At 60.3% G+C, this 18,609-nt stretch carries 15 protein-coding genes and 1 pseudogene; 4 read left to right on the top strand and 12 right to left on the bottom strand.

The features are described from left to right. The 4 genes and pseudogenes from D6877_RS21925 to D6877_RS21910 form a co-directional block, all read left to right on the top strand. A pseudogene (locus D6877_RS21925) lies at positions 1–369 on the top strand (efflux RND transporter periplasmic adaptor subunit); the annotation flags it as partial. After that, positions 366–1,430 (top strand): efflux RND transporter periplasmic adaptor subunit, encoded by a 1,065-nt coding sequence (locus D6877_RS21920; RefSeq protein WP_130912088.1) that lies wholly within the window; start codon positions 366–368, stop codon positions 1,428–1,430. The pseudogene D6877_RS21925 and the gene D6877_RS21920, both read left to right, overlap by 4 nt. Beyond that, complete coding sequence (locus D6877_RS21915) at positions 1,427–4,489, top strand: efflux RND transporter permease subunit (RefSeq protein WP_130912087.1); 3,063 nt, start codon at positions 1,427–1,429, stop codon at positions 4,487–4,489. The genes D6877_RS21920 and D6877_RS21915 overlap by 4 nt, the downstream gene beginning before the upstream one ends. Before the next feature lie 88 nt (positions 4,490–4,577). Beyond that, a complete protein-coding gene (locus tag D6877_RS21910) occupies positions 4,578–6,830 on the top strand; it encodes a glycoside hydrolase (protein ID WP_130912086.1) in 2,253 nt (750 codons plus the stop codon). Position 6,831: 1 nt separating this feature from the next. On the opposite strand, the gene D6877_RS21905 is transcribed toward D6877_RS21910, so the two are convergent. From D6877_RS21905 to tcyJ, 12 genes are all read right to left on the bottom strand, one after another. Continuing rightward, complete coding sequence (locus D6877_RS21905) at positions 6,832–7,458, bottom strand: class I SAM-dependent methyltransferase (RefSeq protein WP_130912085.1); 627 nt, start codon at positions 7,456–7,458, stop codon at positions 6,832–6,834. A gap of 105 nt (positions 7,459–7,563) precedes the next feature. Beyond that, the gene (locus tag D6877_RS21900) at positions 7,564–7,920 is read right to left on the bottom strand and encodes a hypothetical protein (protein ID WP_041477463.1); all 357 of its coding nucleotides are present in this window, start codon (positions 7,918–7,920) and stop codon (positions 7,564–7,566) included. A 313-nt stretch (positions 7,921–8,233) separates the two neighbouring features. Then, complete coding sequence (locus D6877_RS21895; protein ID WP_039756400.1) at positions 8,234–8,878, bottom strand: methionine ABC transporter permease; 645 nt, start codon at positions 8,876–8,878, stop codon at positions 8,234–8,236. Next, the gene (locus D6877_RS21890) at positions 8,868–9,989 is read right to left on the bottom strand and encodes an ATP-binding cassette domain-containing protein (RefSeq protein WP_130912084.1); all 1,122 of its coding nucleotides are present in this window, start codon (positions 9,987–9,989) and stop codon (positions 8,868–8,870) included. The genes D6877_RS21895 and D6877_RS21890 overlap by 11 nt, the downstream gene beginning before the upstream one ends. A 2-nt stretch (positions 9,990–9,991) precedes the next feature. Further along, a complete protein-coding gene (locus D6877_RS21885; RefSeq protein ID WP_130912083.1) occupies positions 9,992–10,801 on the bottom strand; it encodes a MetQ/NlpA family ABC transporter substrate-binding protein in 810 nt (269 codons plus the stop codon). An 85-nt stretch (positions 10,802–10,886) separates the two neighbouring features. Further along, positions 10,887–12,278 carry an LLM class flavin-dependent oxidoreductase gene (locus tag D6877_RS21880; RefSeq protein ID WP_130912082.1) on the bottom strand — a complete coding sequence of 464 codons (1,392 nt, stop codon included), beginning with the start codon at positions 12,276–12,278 and terminating at the stop codon, positions 10,887–10,889. Next, positions 12,278–13,471 carry an SfnB family sulfur acquisition oxidoreductase gene (locus tag D6877_RS21875; protein WP_130912081.1) on the bottom strand — a complete coding sequence of 398 codons (1,194 nt, stop codon included), beginning with the start codon at positions 13,469–13,471 and terminating at the stop codon, positions 12,278–12,280. The genes D6877_RS21880 and D6877_RS21875 overlap by 1 nt, the downstream gene beginning before the upstream one ends. Positions 13,472–13,498: 27 nt before the next feature. After that, positions 13,499–14,740 carry an SfnB family sulfur acquisition oxidoreductase gene (locus tag D6877_RS21870; RefSeq protein WP_130912080.1) on the bottom strand — a complete coding sequence of 414 codons (1,242 nt, stop codon included), beginning with the start codon at positions 14,738–14,740 and terminating at the stop codon, positions 13,499–13,501. A gap of 263 nt (positions 14,741–15,003) precedes the next feature. Next, positions 15,004–15,768 carry a hypothetical protein gene (locus D6877_RS21865; RefSeq protein WP_130912079.1) on the bottom strand — a complete coding sequence of 255 codons (765 nt, stop codon included), beginning with the start codon at positions 15,766–15,768 and terminating at the stop codon, positions 15,004–15,006. A gap of 463 nt (positions 15,769–16,231) precedes the next feature. Continuing rightward, positions 16,232–16,981: an L-cystine ABC transporter ATP-binding protein TcyN gene (tcyN, locus tag D6877_RS21860; RefSeq protein WP_041477470.1), complete on the bottom strand. Its 750-nt coding sequence runs from the start codon at positions 16,979–16,981 to the stop codon at positions 16,232–16,234. A 4-nt stretch (positions 16,982–16,985) separates the two neighbouring features. Continuing rightward, complete coding sequence (tcyL, locus tag D6877_RS21855) at positions 16,986–17,651, bottom strand: cystine ABC transporter permease (RefSeq protein ID WP_016772200.1); 666 nt, start codon at positions 17,649–17,651, stop codon at positions 16,986–16,988. After that, entirely contained in the window at positions 17,651–18,451 is an 801-nt protein-coding gene (gene tcyJ, locus D6877_RS21850; RefSeq protein ID WP_122698826.1) for a cystine ABC transporter substrate-binding protein, read from the bottom strand. Before tcyJ ends, tcyL begins: the two co-directional genes overlap by 1 nt. Between the last annotated feature and the right edge of the window lie 158 nt (positions 18,452–18,609).

The raw sequence follows: 18,609 nt of genomic DNA, 5'->3' as shown, positions 1-18,609 counted from the left end.
TCGGTGTCGGCGCAATCGGGCACCGTGCAGGTCAAGGTCAGCCTCGACAAACTGCCGCCGGGCATGCAGCTCGGTTCGGTAGTGAGTGCCACCGCCAAAGGCACCGGTAAATCGGCGGTGGAACTGCCTTGGTCGGCGCTGACAAAAAACATCAGCGACCCGGCGGTGTGGCTGGTCGATGACAAAGGCGAAGCGCAGTTGCATACGGTCACGGTCGGCCGTTACCTGACCGGCAAAGTGATCATCAGCGAAGGCCTCAAGGGCGGCGAGAAAGTCATTGTCGCCGGCGGCCAGTTGCTGCACCCAGGCATGAAAGTCGAGATTGCCGAAAACACCTACAAGGATCTGCAACCCGGAGCGCAGCCATGAAGCGTCTCGGCCTGTTGTGCATGGCGCTGCTGCTGGGCGCCTGCTCGGAAAAGGAAACGCCGCCGGAACCGGTACGTCCGGTGCTGTCGGTCACGGTCAAAGCGCTCAACGAAGAAAGCCTCGGACGCTTTGCCGGCAGCATTCAGGCGCGTTATGAGAGCAACACCGGTTTCCGCGTCGGTGGGCGCATCGCCAGCCGCAACGTCGATGTCGGCGCCGAGGTGCAGAAGGGCACCTTGCTCGCCACTCTCGACCCATCCGACCAGCAGAACCAGTTACGTTCGGCCCAGGGCGATCTGGCGAGGATCCAGGCGCAGTTGATCAACGCCCAGGCCAACGCACGTCGTCAGCAAGCGCTGTTTGATCGCGGCGTCGGTGCGCAGGCGCAACTGGACGTCGCCAACACCGATCTGAAAACCACTCAGGCCTCGCTCGATCAGGCGCGCGCGGCGGTCAGCCAGAGCAAGGATCAACTGAGCTACACCGAGCTGCGCTCCGATCACAAAGCCGTGGTCACCGCGTGGAACGCCGAAGCCGGGCAAGTGGTAACCGCCGGGCAACAAGTGGTGACGCTGGCGCAACCGGACATCAAGGAAGCGGTGATCGATCTGCCCGATACCCTGGTCGATCAGTTGCCCAGCGACGTGGTGTTCTCGGTGGCTGCGCAACTCGACCCGAGCATCAACACCACGGCGATCATCCGCGAGATCGAACCCCAGGCACAAAGCGCCACGCGCACCCGCCGTGCGCGCCTGACCCTGTCGGATACGCCGGACGGTTTCCGCCTCGGCACCGCGATCAGCGTGACCCTCAGCTCGGCGATCAAGCCGCGCATCGAACTGCCGCTGACGGCGTTGCAGGAAGTCGACGGCAAACCACGAATCTGGGTGATCGACACGCAAAACAAAACCGTCAACCCGCGCGACGTCAGTGTGGTCAGCCGTGGCGACCACAGCGTGGTGCTGGCCGGCGGCGTGCAGAACGGTGAGCGCGTGGTCAGCGCCGGCGTCAACAGTCTCAAACCCGGACAATCGGTAAAACTTGACGAGGACAGTCAATGAAAGGCTCTTTCAACCTCTCCGAATGGGCCCTCAAGCACCAGTCTTTCGTGTGGTACCTGATGTTCGTCGGGCTGCTGATGGGGGTGTTTTCGTACTTCAATCTCGGCCGCGAAGAAGACCCGTCATTCACCATCAAGACCATGGTGATCCAGACCAAATGGCCGGGCGCGACCCAGGAAGAAACCCTCAAGCAGGTTACCGACCGCATCGAGAAGAAACTCGAAGAGCTCGATTCCCTCGACTACGTGAAAAGCTACACACGCCCCGGCGAGTCGACGGTTTACGTGTACCTGCGCGACACCACCAGCGCTGAGGACATTCCGCAAATCTGGTACCAGGTGCGCAAGAAGATCGACGATATTCGCGGCCAGTTTCCTCAGGGTATTCAGGGGCCGGGGTTCAACGATGAGTTCGGTGACGTGTACGGCTCGGTCTACGCCTTCACCGCCGATGGCCTGACCATGCGTCAGTTGCGCGATTACGTGGAACAGGCGCGCGCCGAAATCCGCAACGTGCCGGGGCTGGGCAAGATCGAAATGGTCGGCCAGCAGGACGAAACGATTTACCTGAATTTCTCCACGCGCAAACTCGCAGCGCTGGGTATCGACCAGCGCCAGGTGGTGCAGAGCCTGCAATCGCAGAACGCCGTAACTCCGGCCGGTGTGATCGAGGCGGGACCTGAGCGGATTTCCGTGCGCACCTCGGGCCAGTTCGCTTCGGAAAAAGACCTCGCCGAGGTCAATCTCAAGCTCAACGATCGCTTCTATCGTCTGGCGGACATCGCCGAGATCAGCCGTGGCTACGTCGATCCGGCGACACCGGAATTCCGCTTCGACGGCAAACCGGCGATCGGCCTGGCGATTGCCATGCAGAAGGGCGGCAACGTTCAGGAATTCGGTAAGGCGCTGCACGAGCGCATCGACCAGCTCACCGCTGACTTGCCTGTCGGCGTCGGCGTGCACACGGTGTCCGATCAGGCGGTGGTGGTGGAAGAGGCCGTTGGCGGTTTCACCAGCGCGCTGTTCGAAGCGGTCATCATCGTGCTGGTGGTGAGCTTCATCAGCCTCGGCGTGCGCGCCGGTCTGGTGGTGGCCTGCTCGATTCCGCTGGTGCTGGCGATGGTCTTCGTGTTCATGGAATACAGCGGCATCACCATGCAGCGGATTTCCCTCGGCGCGCTGATCATCGCCCTCGGTCTGCTGGTGGACGACGCGATGATCACCGTGGAGATGATGGTCACGCGCCTGGAGATGGGCGAGAGCAAGGAGCAGGCGGCGACGTTCGCCTACACCTCGACCGCGTTCCCGATGCTCACCGGTACGCTGGTGACCGTCGCCGGTTTCGTGCCCATCGGTCTCAATGCCAGCTCGGCCGGTGAGTACACCTACACGCTGTTTGCGGTGATCGCCGTGGCGATGATCGTCTCGTGGGTAGTCGCAGTGTTCTTTGCACCGGTGATCGGCGTGCACATCCTCAGCGCCAACGTGAAGGCGCATGATGCCGAGCCGGGGCGCATCGGTCGCGCCTTCAACGGCGGCCTGTTGTGGGCCATGCGCAACCGCTGGTGGGCGATCGGCATCACCGTGCTGCTGTTCGTGCTGGCGGTGTTCTGCATGCGTTTCGTGCAGAACCAGTTCTTCCCCGCTTCGGATCGCCCGGAAATTCTCGTCGACCTGAACCTGCCACAAAACGCCTCGATCGACGAAACCCGCAAAGCGGTGGACAAGCTCGAAGCGACGCTCAAGGGCGACCCGGACATCGTGCGCTGGAGCACTTACATCGGTCAGGGCGCGATCCGTTTCTACCTGCCCCTTGATCAGCAATTGCAGAACCCGTACTACGCGCAGCTGGTGATCGTCAGCAAGGATTTCGAAGCCCGCGAGGCACTCAGCCAGCGCTTGCGTGAGCGGCTGCACAAAGACTTCGTCGGCATCGGCAGCTACGTGCAGGCCCTGGAAATGGGCCCGCCGGTGGGGCGTCCGATTCAGTATCGAGTCAGCGGCAAAGATGTCGATCAGGTGCGCAAACACGCCATCGACCTGGCCACCGAACTGGACAAGAACCCGCACATCGGCGAAATCATTTACGACTGGAACGAGCCGGGCAAAGTCCTGCGCATCGACATCGCCCAGGACAAGGCGCGGCAACTCGGGCTGTCGTCCGAAGACGTCGCCAACCTGATGAACAGCATTGTCAGTGGCTCGCCGTTGACCCAGGTCGATGACGATATCTATCTGATCAACGTGGTCGGTCGCGCGGTGGATTCCGAACGCGGCACGCCGGAAACCCTGCAGAACCTGCAGATCGTCACGCCGAGCGGCACCTCGATTCCGCTGCTGGCGTTCGCCACCGTGCGTTATGAACTGGAACAGCCGCTGGTGTGGCGTCGTGACCGCTTGCCGACCATCACCATCAAGGCCTCGGTGCGCGACGAAATCCAGCCGACCGATCTGGTGAAACTGCTCAAGCCGTCGATCGATGCTTTTGCCTCGAAACTGCCGGTCGGCTACAAGGTCGCTACCGGCGGTACGGTCGAGGAAAGCGGCAAGGCCCAGGGGCCGATCGCCAAGGTCCTGCCGCTGATGCTGTTCCTCATGGCGACGTTCCTGATGATCCAGTTGCACAGCGTGCAGAAGATGTTCCTGGTCGCCAGTGTTGCGCCGCTGGGGTTGATCGGCGTGGTGCTGGCACTGGTGCCGACCGGCACGCCGATGGGTTTCGTGGCGATCCTCGGGATTCTCGCGCTGATCGGCATCATCATCCGCAACTCGGTGATTCTGGTAACGCAGATCGATGAGTTCGAGCAGAAAGGCTACGCACCGTGGGACGCGGTCGTGGAAGCGACCGAACACCGGCGCCGACCGATCCTGCTCACCGCTGCGGCGGCGAGCATGGGCATGATCCCGATAGCCCGCGAAGTGTTCTGGGGGCCGATGGCCTACGCGATGATTGGCGGCATCGTCGTGGCGACGCTCCTGACGCTGTTGTTTCTGCCGGCGCTGTATGTCGCCTGGTACAAGATCCGCGAACCGCAGAAGGATGAAAAACCGGCGCAGTGAGATAGCCCTGCGATATTTGGGAAAGGTCTGACTTACAGCGTGAGAGGACTGCGCTAACGTCCCTTCTTCATTCGAAGAGGGACGTGCCATGTCGACTGTTTCCGGCTGGTTACGCGGATGGTTGCTGCTCGCTGGCTTGAGCCTGTCGCCGGCAGCACTGGCCGAAGTGCTGCTGGAAAACCAGCTGTGGCGGGTGCAGGTCGATCCTGCGACGCTGGCGGTGCGGGTTGAATCGGCCGACGCGCCACCAGTGCAAGCTTCGGCAGGCGTGCTGCGGCACAAGGTCAGCGACATGGTCAGGCATGGCAATCGCATTGATTGGCAATGGGACGATGGGCGCTGGTTGCTCAGTGTTGACCTGGACCAGCGTGACCTGACGTTTTCGATTACGGCTAACTCGCCCTCGCAAATCGAGTTTATTCATCAGCCCGCCAGTGCAATGGGCCAGGCGCTGATCTGGCCGCTTGCCGAAGGGCGCTACGTGCCGCGCGGTGACCGGGCGTGGCAAAAATTCCTGGTCGCGCAGGGCGCGCTCGATACCACCCAGGACTTGAGCCTGCCGCTTTGGGGGATGGAGTACGAGAAGTTCAGCCTGCACTGGTTGCTGACCAACCCTTACAACAATCAACTGCGCTTCAAGGCCAATGGCGATGCGCTGGGGCTGTCGGCCAGGCACCGTTTCACTACGCTTGAACCCTCGAAGCCGCTGACCTTCAGCCTGTTTCTCGGCGCTGCCGATCCGTTGGCCGGGGCCAAGCGCTACAAGCAGTGGCTCATCGATAGCGATCAATTTGAAAGCTTGGCGAACAAGCTGATCAAGACCCCGCAAGCCGCCAAGCTGATCGGTGCCGCGCATGTCTATCTGTGGGGCAACGATCTGCTCGGCCCCGACGATGTGCGCAACTGGCCGCTGCTGATTGCCCGATTGCGCGGCCCGGGTGTGCTGGTCAGTGAACTTCGGGCGGCGATGGATCCTGAAGCGCTGCGGTTGCTCGCCAGCGAGACCGTACTCAATCGCTATCAACAGACTGTGATGCTGCGCAGTCTCAATCGCGCGCTGAACACTCAGGCGCGCAAAACCTGGCAGGCGCGGGCGGTGCCGGACATGCAGGCGCTGGTCAACGGGTACGCTGAGGTGCGCGAGCAGCTGGCCGTTGTTCTGAAGGGTACGCTGGCGCCTGATCCTTCGCGCTGGGGGCGTACCTTGTCGCGGCGAACCATTGAACGCTTGCAGAGCGCTGGACTTTCGCGTTTATGGCTTGGGCTCGGCGAGGGCTGGGAAGGTGGACTCTGGCATCCCGAGGCGGTGCGCGCCGCCGTCTCTGCGGGGTATCTGATTGCCCCCTATGACTCCTACGAAACCGCGCTGCGCCGGGATGAAAATCCGGACTGGACCACTGCGCACCTCGGTGATCGGGCCAATACCGAGTGCGCGATCGTGGAGGAAAACGGTGCGCTGAAAAGTGGATTTCAGCAGTCCGGCCACTATACCGATCCGCGATGTGTACGCCCGTTGCTTGAGCGGCGCATCGATGCAATCCAGAAGGTTGCCGGCTTTAACAGCTGGTTTCTCGATGCCTATGCCGCTGGGATGCTCTTCGACAGTTATCGTCCCGGCGCACCGATGACCCAGGCGCAGAATGCCGCGGGCAATGTTGCAGCATCGCGCTGGATCAACGAGGTGTTGCAGCTGCCGAGCGGCTCCGAGGATGGCAATGCCGCCACCGCTCGGGGAGTTCTGTTCGCACATGGCATGCAGACGCCAGTGATCGGTTGGGGCGATCGCGACATGCAGCAGCCGGGCACAGCGGACTTTTTCGTCGGCCAATGGTACCCACCGGAGCAGCCAGCGGTGTTCTTCAAACCGACCCGGTTGAAGGCTGACTACCGACGCGTTCATTTCGCCGCCGCCAGCCGTTTACCGCTGTATCAGACGGTATTCCACGGCTCTGTCATCACCAGTCATCACTGGTTGTTCGATAACCTGAAGTTGAGCGACGTGCGGGTGGAAAACGAGCTCACGCAGTTGCTCTACAACGTACCGCCGCTGTACCACCTGAGTGCGGCCAGCCTTGATCAGCGCTTGCCGTTGATCGTGCGTCAGGATCGATTCTTTCGTCCGCTGCACGAACGTCTGGCGACGCAAGCGCTGACCGCTTTTGACTGGTTGAGCGAGGATCGCCTGGTACAGCAGACGACGTTTGCCGACGGCACGCGACTGCTGGCCAATTTCGACGCCGCTCCACGCAATTGGCAGGGCCGGACGTTACCGGGACACAGCCTGACTGCATTGTTCGCGGACGGCAGCGTCAGCCAATATCAGGTACAGGCAGCGCCCTGATTCAGACTTTGCGCCACACGCTCGCCAGCCAAGGCTGCTGTTCGCGCGGCAAGCCCGCAGGCCGGTAATAATGCTCAAGCTCGACAAAACCCGCCGCCGTCAGCAACCCGCGCCAGGCTTCGAGATCGTGATACGAGCCGTAGCGCGGCCCGTTCCAGCCCTCTTGGTTGTCGCCACGCGGATTGGAACTGAACAGCACGCCACCCGGTTTCAAGGTGCCGTGCAGTTGCCGTAGCACTTGCGGCAACACCTGCAACGGCACATGAAACAGCACGGCATTGGCGAAGATGCCGTCGAAGCGCTCGGCGGGTAGATCAAGCTTGAGAAAGTCCTGCTGCCAGACTTCGCAACCGCTGTCCTGGCGGGCCATGCGCGCGAATTCCTGCGAGCCATCGAGGCCGATCGCGACGTGGCCCATGCGTGTAAAGGTCTGCAGATCACGGCCCGGACCGCAGCCGAAATCGAGAATCGTCAACGGCGACTCAGACTGAATGTGGCGCAGCAAGGCCTCGATGTTCTGGCTGACATCGTGGTCGCGAGTGCCTTCGCGAAAGTCCTCGGCCACCGAGTTGTAGTGACCGAGGGTAGTGGCGGTGATCTGTTCGAGGTCGCTGGGCGTTTGCTTCATGATCGATGCTGTATTGGCGGTGTGAGGGCGGACTATAAGCTTTTTCACCGGCAAAAAAACGCCGCCTGCGCTGGGGCCAGTGCAGGCGGCGATGGGTGCCAGGTTTCAGTGCTGCTTCGCTCCCAGACAATCGATCGAGCGGTCCATCATCGCCTTGGCCATTTCCAGCAGATGCCAGACCGAGAACACCATGGCCCGATCCGCGCCCCCGAGCTGGTCACCGCATTGATGGACGGTCACCGAAGCGCAGCGCAGCAGATCGGCAACATACAGTTGGGCGTCCTCCAGCGTCACATCTTCGCTGATGCTGTAGACGCGTTTCTGCCCCGCCAACGTGACCTGATTGCCGGCCAGATGTGAGTCGACGGCGCGGCACAGTGCAGAGCGATCCTTGAGCAAATCCTCGGTGAACCGCTTGCTTGAGGTAAGGCTGAGTGGCGGATCGGCAAGATTTTTTTCCATGGGTAAACTCCTGACTTCAAGTGGGAGCCAACCATTTCGCGACTAAACGAGCAGGACGGCGGCTGCACGCGGATCAGTTGCCGGCCGGACAACTGAATCCAGTCACCGCAAAACAGTGACGACCGGAGATTAGCTACAGGATATTTCGGGTACAAGCGGGTAAATTATTCTAGGAATCGTCCTGCAAACCCGCGTGGTTCGGGCTGGCGAAAAGACAAAATTCGTGTAGGAAGCATCTGATTTTCACGAAGGGCATCGCCCAAAATACTGCGATCACATTGGCCTGGTTGATGGCCACCTGCCGCTATCGACCTTAGCGCTTATTCAGCCCCCGCGCCAGCCTGTCGCCACCCAACTGAATCACCGCCACCAGTGCCACCAGCAAGACGATCACCGTCAACATGATCTGGCTATCGAAGCGCTGATAACCGTAGCGGTAAGCGATATCCCCCAGCCCACCAGCACCAATTGCCCCAGCCATGGCCGACGAATTGATCATCGTCACCAGGGTGATGGTGAAACCGCCGACAATCCCCGGCAGCGCCTCGGGCAGCAGCACATGCCAGACGATGTGCCAGCGCCGGCAACCCATGGCCTGCGCGGCTTCGATCAGACCATGATCGACCTCGCGCAGACTGACTTCGGCGATCCGCGCGAAGAATGGCGTTGCGGCGATTGTCAGCGGCACCACAGCGGCCCACACGCCATACGTGGTGCCGACGATCAGGCGGGTGAATGGAATCAGCGCGACCATCAGAATCAGGAACGGGATCGAGCGGAACAGATTGACGAAGGCGCCCAGCGCACGGTTCAACAGCGGCGCTTCGTAGATCCCGCCCTTGTCGCTGGTGACCAGAATCACCGCCATGGGAATGCCCACCAGCAGCGCGATCAGCGACGACACGCCGACCATCAAAAAGGTGTCGATAAAACCCTGCAGCAAGCGATCAAACCACATAGCCCAATACCTCCACTCGTTGCGCCCATTGCCCGGCGCGTTCGCGCAATTGTCCGGCGCTGAATGTCGAGCCGCTGACGGCCAGTAAAAGCTGCCCCAGCGCATGACCCTGAATCCGTTCCACGCCGCCCTGAAGCAGCTTCACTCGGCCGCCCAACGCCGCAAATAATGCAGCCAGATCCGGTTCATCAGCGGCACCGCCGGTGAACTGCAAACGCAACACCACCGCTGCATCAGAAGCCGTGGATTGCGCCTGCAAACGGCTTTGCAATTCTTCCGGCAAGGCGTGTTGCAGTGGTGCGAGCAAGGTCTGGCTGACCTCGTGCTGCGGATTGCCGAACACTTGCCACACCGGCCCTTGCTCGACCACATGGCCATGTTCGAGGACGACGACGCGGTCGCAAATCTTGCGTATCACCGCCATCTCATGGGTGATCAGCACAATGGTCAGGCCCAGGCGTTTGTTGATCTCGCGCAACAGGCCGAGGATCGACTGCGTGGTTTCCGGGTCGAGCGCCGATGTCGCTTCATCGCAGAGCAGAATGTCCGGGTCATGCACCAGCGCGCGGGCAATGCCGACACGCTGTTTCTGCCCACCGGAGAGTTGCGCCGGATAGGCCTTGTGCTTGCTGTGCAGGCCGACCAGTTCAAGCAGTTCGCGGACCTTGTTGTCGCGCTGCTGCTTCGGCACGCCGGCGACTTTCAGCGGCAACTCGACGTTCTGCCAGACGGTCTTGGCCGACATCAGATTGAAGTGCTGGAAGATCATGCCGATGCGCCGGCGCAGGGCGACGAGGCGGTTTTCATCGAACTCGCCGATATCGACCTGATCGATCAACACCCGCCCCGACGTTGGCTGCTCCAGGCGATTGATCGTGCGGATCAGCGACGACTTGCCAGCGCCGCTGCGGCCGATGATGCCGAACACTTCGCCGCGCTGAATCGCCAGGTCGATGCCCTGCAAAGCCGCGACCGGACCTTGTCGGCCGTTGTAGGTTTTGCCCACGCCGATAAAGCGTACGTGGGCGCGATTCAGCTCGGGATGCAGCTCGGTTTTTTCAGCGTGGTGTGGCTCTGGAAACTCCAGTCGCCGTTGGATCGCCGCAGTCATGTTCAGCTTTCCCAGCCGGCCTGATAGAGCTTGCCGTGGGCCTTGTCCAGTGCTGCGCGAACGGCCGGTGAATGCTGATAGATGTCGACGAACTTGATCAGGCGCGGGTCGGTTTTGCTCTTCGGCTGGATGACGAACTGGATCACGTATTCCTTGTGATCGAGACCGTCGAACAGCAGCGCCGAGCCGGCATCGAAGGTCTTTGCCAGACGGATGTAGGCTGGATAACCCTGGACCAGATCAGCGTCGTCATAAGCGCGCACCAGTTGCACGGCTTCGACCTGAAGGATCCTGATCTTTTTCGGATTGGCGACGATGTCGTCCTCGGTAGCCTTGTAGCCGACGCCCGGTTTCAGGGTGATCAAACCGGCCTTGGCGAGCAATTGCAAACCCCGTCCGCTGTTGATCGGGTCGTTGGCGATGGCGACGCTGGCGCCTTCGGGCAGCTCATCGAAGCTTTTGTATTTCTTCGAATACAGGCCGACGTTGTTGATGATCCCCGGCGCGAATGGCACCAGATCGAAACCGGACGCGGCTTTGGCATTCTCCAGAAACGGAATGTGCTGGAAATAATTCACATCAATGTCGCCAGCGGCGAGGCTGACGTTGGGCGCGATCCAGTCGGTGAATTCCACCAGCTCGACTTTCAGGCCTTGTTTGGAAGCTTCCTCGACGGCGGCTTCCAGCGGAATGGCGAAAGCGGCAGTGGTGCCGATTTTCAACGGGGCGTCGGCGGCGAAGATAGCCGAGCTGAACAGGCCGAAGACCAGGGCCAGTGCTTTGACTGGGTGGGACAGGGTTTTCTTGGTCATGGTGGTTTTTCCAGTCAGTGCATGAATTTTGCTGTCGGGGGAGGGCCTCTTCGCGAGCAGGCTCGCTCCCACAGGGGTACGCATTTCAAATGTGGGAGCGAGCCTGCTCGCGAAGCTTCTGATGCCTGTACGAAGATCCGCTGTGTTGCTCAGGCAACTGCGCCTCACCGTGAAACAACTTCTCACGCAGGGTGCCGCTGTCATACGCGGTCTTGTACGAACCGCGCCGCTGCAGCTCCGGAATCACCAGCTCAATGAAATCGACATAGCTTTCCGGGGTGACGATGCGAGTGAGGTTGAAGCCGTCCAGACCGGTTTCGGCGATCCACGATTCCAGTTCATCCGCCACTTGTTCGGGCGAACCGACCACGGTGATGTAACGACCACCAAGGGCGTGCTGGTCGAGTAATTTGCGCCGGGTCCAGTCGTTGTTCTGCAGATTTTTCGTCGCCGATTGAATGGCGTTGCTCTTCACGTACTGGATCGGCTCATCGATTTCGTATTGGGCAAAGTCGATGCCGGTGGACGCGGAAAAATGCGCCACGCCGGCTTCGGCGCTGGCGTAGCTGAGGTACTCGGCATGCTTGGCCCACGCCGCTTCTTCAGTCGCGCCAACGATCACATTGAGGCCCATGAACACCTTGATGTCTCGAGGATCGCGCCCGGCTTCGACGGCGCTGGCGCGGACCTTGTCGACCTGCACTTTGGTCGATGGTTTGTTCTGGCCGCTGATGAACACGCACTCGGCATGACGCCCGGCAAACAGCAAGCCGCGGTCGGAGCTGCCGGCCTGAAACAGCACCGGTGTGCGCTGCGGTGACGGCTCGCAGAGGTGATAACCCTCGACCTGATAGAACTCGCCCTGGTGCTCGACCTTGTGCACTTTGTCCGGGTTGGCGTAGATGCGCTGCTCGCGGTCGTTGAGCACCGCGCCGTTCTCCCAGCTGCCTTCCCAGAGCTTGTACAAGACCTGCAGATATTCTTCGGCCTGGTCGTAGCGGCGGTCATGTTCGACCTGCTCGTTGAGACCCATGGCTTTGGCGGCGCTGTCCAGGTAACCGGTGACGATGTTCCAGCCAACGCGGCCGCGACTCAAATGATCGAGCGTCGACATGCGTCGGGCGAACAGATACGGCGGCTCGTAAGTGAGATTGGCGGTCAGGCCAAAGCCGAGGTTTCTGGTGACGGCTGCCATCGCTGAAACCAGCAGCAGCGGATCGTTGACCGGCAACTGGATCGACTCTTTCAGCGTGACGTCGACCGAGTTCTGGTAGACGTCGTAGACGCCGACGATGTCAGCGATGAACAAGCCATCGAACAATCCGCGCTCAAGCAACTGCGCCAGTTCGGTCCAGTATTCGATCGTGTTGTAGCGCGTCGAGGTGTCGCGCGGATGGGTCCACAGGCCGTGATTGATGTGGCCGATGCAGTTCATGTTGAACGCGTTGAGCAGAATCTTCTTTTTCGCAGCGCTCATCAGATCGTCCCTCGCAGCGGAGGGTTTTCATCGTTGAGGTAGTAATTGCCCACGGCGTGATACTTCCAGCGCACCGGGTCGTGCAGGGTGTGCACGCGAGCGTTGCGCCAGTGCCGGTCGAGGCCGTGTTCGCTCAGCGTCGCCTGACTGCCGGCGAGCTCGAACAGCGTGCTGCCAGCGGCGAGGGAAATTTCCGTGCTGATCGCCCGCGCTTCGGCAACTGCTATCGACGCGGCGGCGACAGTTTCGGCATTGGTTTCAGCTTGCGCGGCATCGAGGAATTCACCGGCACGTTCGAGCAAGGCTTCGGTGGCGTGCAGACGAATGCTCAAGTGGCCGAAGCTCTTCAGCGTCAGCGGATCGTCGGTAGCCTTGTCGTTGCCCGAATCGATCCACGGACGGGTCTTGCTGCGCACGAAGTGCAAAGCGTCTTCGTAAGCGGCGCGGGCGATGCCGGTGTCGATGGCGGCGTGGAGAATCTGCGCCAGCGGGCCGACCGTGGTCGGGCGTTCGAAAGCGCTCTGGAACGGCAGCACGTCTTCGGCCGCTACATACACATCTTCGAACACCACCGAGCCGCTGCCGGTGGTGCGCTGGCCGAAGCCGCTCCAGTCGTCGATCACCGTCAGGCCCTTGCTCTCGCGCGGGACGAAGGCCAGTTGTTGCACGCCGTTTTCATCGACCACCGACGTCGGAATGCGCTGCGCGTAAATCGCCCCGGTCGAGTAGAACTTGCGACCGTTGATGCGATAACCAGCGCCGTCGCGTTTGAGACTGGTGACACGATCATGAGCGGTTTTGGTACCCAGTTCCGCCAGCGCATTGCCGAAGCGCTGGCCGGCGAGGACCTCGGCGTACAGGCGATTTTTCTGTTCATCGCTGCCATTCACGCGCAGCACTTCCAGTGCGTAGAAATGGTTCTGCGGAATCTGCCCGAGCGAGCCGTCGGCCTGAGCGATGAGTGCGATGACTTTGGCCAGGGTGACGTTGGATACGCCCGCGCCGCCATATTCTTTCGGCACGCTGATGCCCCACAGGCCGGAGCGGGAAAACACTTCCAGCTCGGCCAATGGCAGGCGGCGTTCGCGGTCGCGCAGGGCGCTGTCGCGTTTGAAATCTTCGGCCAGGTCGCTGGCGACGATCAGGGCTTGCTCATCGCTGGTGATGAGCGCGACGTGATGGGAAAGCGTCATAGGGGGTTCTCCAGATGACTGGTCGTCTCAGATCCAGGAATGGCGAGCCGGCAAAGTGCCGTTCAGGCGATAGGCGCCGACCGCGTGATATTTCCAGCGCACCGGGTCGTGCAGGGTGTGCACGCGGGCGTTGCGCCAGTGGCGGTCGAGATTGAATTCGGCGAGGGTCGCGCGGCTGCCGGCCAGTTCGAAGAGCTTTTCGCTCGCCAGCAGCGAAATCTCGGTGGTCAGCACTTTTGCTTCGGCCACGGCGATCGAAGCGCGTGCGGCGGATTCGGCAGTCAGCGGCGCGGCGTGGACTTCATCGAGCATTTTGCCGGCCTTGCGCAGCAGCGCTTCGGCGGCGTGCAGTTCGATTTTCAGTTTGCCGATATCGGCGATCACGTAGAGGTCATCGCTGGCGCGCTCGACCTTGGCGTCGATCCATGGCCGTGCGCGGGTTTTGACGAAGTCGATGGCGTCGTCGATGGCGCCACGGGCGATGCCGGCGTCGATGGCCGCTTGAATCAGCTGCGACACTGCGCCCTGAGTGTTCGGTTTCTCGTTGATCTTCCAGTTGTCGATGACCAGACTCGACTCGACGCGCACGTTGTTCAGGAGGATCGTGCCGCTGGCGGTGGTGCGCTGACCGAAGCCCGACCAGTCATCGACAATGCGCAAACCCGGCGTGCCGCGCCGGACGAAGGCCAGCACCTGTTTACCGTCATCGTTCAGCGCTTTCACCGCGACCCAGTGCGCAAACAGCGCGCCGGTTGAATAGAACTTCTGGCCGTTGATCACGTAATCGTCGCCGTCGGCGCTGATTCGCGCCTTCAGTTCCAGGGTGTTTCTGGTGCCACGTTCCGGGCCGGCATTGCCGATGCGCCAGCCTTCCAGAACGCTCTGGAACAGCTGTTTTTTCTGCGCTTGGGTGGCGCTGCCGAGCACCAGATGGATGATGCCAAACTGGTTCTGCGGGATCTGCCCGAGCGCCGGGTCGGCGGCGGAAATGATCGCGAATACTTCGGCCAATGTGACGAAGGAAACCTGCGGGCCACCGTATTCGCGCGGGATGGCAATGCTGCCCAGACCGCTGCGGGTGAACTGTTCGATTTCCGACCAAGGCAGCTTGCGCTGGCGGTCGCGTTTGGCCGCCTGCACGCGGGCGATCTGCGCCAGGTCTTGGGCTGCCTTGATCGCTTGAGCATCGTTGCGCAGCACTTGCGCGGGCAACAACAGCGGGGCGATATCCAGATCGGACTGCACGTTTGCATCTGCAAGACTGGACATCAGTGCCGCTCCCTGGCTGCACGCAATGCCCTGGCGATCTGCACTGGGGTGATTGTGTTCCGGACCATACCTACCTCACATCTCATGAAAAACGCCGCGAAGTGCGACGATTGAAAGAATGTCCGGTGGTCCGGTGTATATACCCTAAGCGCGTATAAATATTAAATAAACTAACTTTTAGGAATATGCATAGAAGGAGGGATGTTCGGCTTGGTAAACGAGTTTCAGGTGAGAGATTAGTGACCTCCCACCTTGGGCAGGTCTCACCTGGTACGCGATTCGGCGGCCTTGAATTCGGGTTTCAACGGGACTTTTACGTACGGATTCACGCAACCGATTTTCAACGTGCGCGGCGGCGCCCAGCGCGAATTGTTGCCGACCCGGTCGAGAATGCAGTACGTCACGTCCAGCCGCAGGTCTTCGCCCGCTTCGACAATTACCGCCGGTGGCACCCAGACCTGAATCGGCAGCCCGACATCGGCCGCAGTGACCGGCGCCAGATCCATGCGCACATCGCCCCAGCGCAGGGTGATGGCGTCGTCTTCGGCCATGTTCAGGTAAGGCTCGATAGTCAGCGGCACGCCGCGTTTGATCTGGCTGGGGTTCACGCCCTGACGACGAATCGCTTCCGGGATGATTACCGGTGCCAGTTGCTGGTTTTCGTCTTCGCACTGCCCGGTGGGCTGGCCACCGGGGCAATCGAGTTTGACCTGCACCCGGGTCGCTGCCGACAGTGCCGGGCCATGGCCGACCTGCATCACGCGGTAGTGAATACGCGCGATGCCGTTGCTGATGAAACTCTCCGGCACCCGCAGGCTGACTGACTCACCCACATCGGCCGCGCTGAGGACTTTTGACGCGACATAGCATTTGTTCCAGAACAGTTCGATCAGATCGCCAACGTCCATGTCGCCGTAGGGCGGTACATCTATCAGCAGGTGGGCCGCTGTCGCTTGGTTGATGCCGGTTATTTGTGCGCATGCCAGCGTTGGCGCTGCAAGTTCGGGGGTGTGCGAAGTGCGGGTCATCGGTTTCTCTCCTTGAAGTCTTGCAGCGAAATCCGTTTCTGGAAAGCAAAAAAAGGCGCGAATCAACTGGCAATAAAAGCGACAAGTATTAGCTCGGCTTTAATGCAAGGTTTTGAACTAAGTGGCGCCGGTTGCCGACTAGATAAAAGTCTGCGGAGAGGGGTGTCAATAGAGGGGTTTAGTTAATCCTTAAATTACAAACTAATCAGAAAGCTCCTACGTCATCGAGGCAATACGCCTAGGTGTAGTGGCGAAACCAGCTACAAATAATCGGCAATTGCTCGACTTATCCAGCGTGTTTATTCGAGGGCAAACGTGTAGGAGTATGACGATCCAAGTAAGCACTCAACCGTTGCGCAATGTACATTTGTATGCGCTCGCAATGATTAATTGAAGTTTCAAGTGAGGGGCGGGGAGGTGTAACTTCCATCCGTGGAAGTTTTGGTTGTTGCAGAAGAAGTTCTCAGGCGTGATTCAGAAACTTGCTGAGAAACTGTTGAGTGCGTTCTTCTTTAGGATTGGCAAACAGTGCCTTGGCTTCACCTTGCTCGACAATTACGCCTTTGTCGAAAAACACTACGCGATTGGCCACGTCACGGGCAAAGCCCATTTCATGGGTGACAATCACCATGGTGCGATTTTCTTCCGCAAGTCCTCGAATGGTTGCCAGCACCTCGCCAACCAGTTCCGGATCGAGCGCTGAGGTCGGTTCGTCAAACAGAATGACTTCCGGCTCCATCGCCAGCGCCCGGGCAATCGCCACGCGCTGTTGCTGGCCACCGGAGAGACGGCGCGGATACGCGTCCTCTTTGCCGGCAAGCCCCACTTTGGTCAGCAGCTTTTTACCCAGAGCAACTGCCTGGTCGCGCGGCATCTTCTTGACCACGATCGGGCCCTCGATGACGTTTTCCAAAGCTGTGCGGTGTGGGAACAGGTTGAAATTCTGGAACACGAAGCCGACGTGCTGGCGCAGGTTGCGTACCAGGCTTTGCTGCTGGTTCAGCGGACGGCTGGTATCGATCTCGATGTCGCCGACCTTGATCCGGCCGCTGGTGGGTTCTTCGAGGAAATTCAGGCAACGCAGGAACGTCGTTTTCCCCGAGCCACTGGGGCCGATGATCGCGACGACTTCGCCTTCCTTCACCTCAAGGTCGATGCCGTTGAGCACGACCTGACCCTTGAATTGCTTGGTCAGTTTTTCCACGACAATCATCGCGTCAGGACTCCTGGTCGTGCCGATTGACCCGCTCTTCCAACTTGTTCTGCAAGTGCGAAAGCACCGTGGCCAGAATCCAGTAGATCAGCGCGGCGGCAAGATACATGGTGAAGACTTCGAAAGTCCGGGCGGTAATCAGCTGCGCCTGACGGAACAGCTCCGGCACCTGAATGGTCGCGGCCAGCGCCGTGTCCTTGACCAGCGAAATGAAGCTGTTGCCCAGCGGCGGTAATGCCGTGCGCATCGCTTGCGGCAGGATGGCCCGGCGGAGGGTCTGCGCGCGGGTCATGCCGATACTCGCAGCGGCTTCCCACTGGCCGCGTTCGATCGAACCGATCGCGGCACGCAGGATTTCACAGGCGTAGGCGGCCATGTTCAGCGAGAAACCGATCAGCGCTGCCGGCAGCGGATCAAGCTCCATGCCCAGTTGCGGCAAGCCGTAATAGATCACGAACAGCTGCACCAGCAACGGCGTGCCGCGAAAGAACGACACGTAGATGCGTGCCAGCCAACTGACCGATTTGAAGCGCGACAGGCGCATCAGCGCGAGGCCGAAGCCCAGCAGCAGACCGAAGAACATCCCGCCGAGGCTGAGGACTACCGTGTAGTACGCGCCCTTCAACAGAAAGGGCGCGGAATCCAGCGCGAGTTGGAAAGCCTCTTCCATTATTTAGTGACGTCTGCGTTGAAGTATTTCTGCGACAGTTTCTCGAGAGTGCCGTCAGCACGCAGTTCGTCGAGCGCCTTGTTCACCGCAGCCAGCAGTTCAGGCTCGCCTTTGCGCAGGGCGATACCGGATTCCTGACGCGAGAAGGCCTCACCGGCTGCGACGGTTTTCGGGGCTTTCTTGGCGTATTCGAGGGCAGCCAGACGGTCGATCAGGATGGCATCGGTACGACCGTTGTTGAGGTCGGCAAACTTGGTCGGATCATCATCGTAGGTGCGCACGTCAGCACCCGGCACGTTGGCGCGAACCCACTGCTCGTAGTTGGTGCCCAGGCCGACACCTACTTTCTTGCCGGAGAGGTCAGCGGCAGTCTTGATGTTCAGCGCCGACTCTTTGCTTTTCAGCACGAGGGCCTGGATGCCGGAGACAGTGTACGGTTCGGAGAAATCATATTTCTTCTTGCGCTCGTCGGAGATGGTCACTTGGTTGACCACCAGATCCAGACGCTTGGATTCCAGCGCAGCGAGGATACCGTCCCATTTGGTCGGCTGGATCTTGGCCTTGACGCCGAGCTTTTGCGCCAGCGCCTCGGAGAGTTCGACTTCGAAACCCGACAGCTTGCCGTTCTCGTCGACGAAGCTGAACGGTGGGTAGGTGCCTTCCAGGCCGACGTTGAGAACGCCCTTGTCCTTGATCTGTTGCAACTGCTCACCGGCCACTGCCTGACCGATCAGGCCAGCGCTGAGCGCCAGACCCAGCGAACCGACCAGCAGAGTGCGACGTAGTGCGGAAAAATTCATGACAAGCCCCTGTGTTTTCTTATGGAAGACGCTTAAGGAATGTAGGCAAATTGGTGATTTGAACGACAGCGCTATCCTGCCTTAAAGCAGCTTAAGCGTCTCGCCCGAAATTCGCCTGCGGCGAGACTATAAGATGTCTGTTTTAGACTTGAAAATAC

The sequence above is a fragment of the Pseudomonas sp. Sample_9 genome (genome assembly GCF_004307535.1).
Classification (GTDB): Bacteria; Pseudomonadota; Gammaproteobacteria; order Pseudomonadales; family Pseudomonadaceae; genus Aquipseudomonas; species Aquipseudomonas mercuritolerans.
The sequence above is the reverse complement of the archived record's forward strand: the minus strand, read 5'-3'. Positions and strand labels throughout refer to the sequence as shown.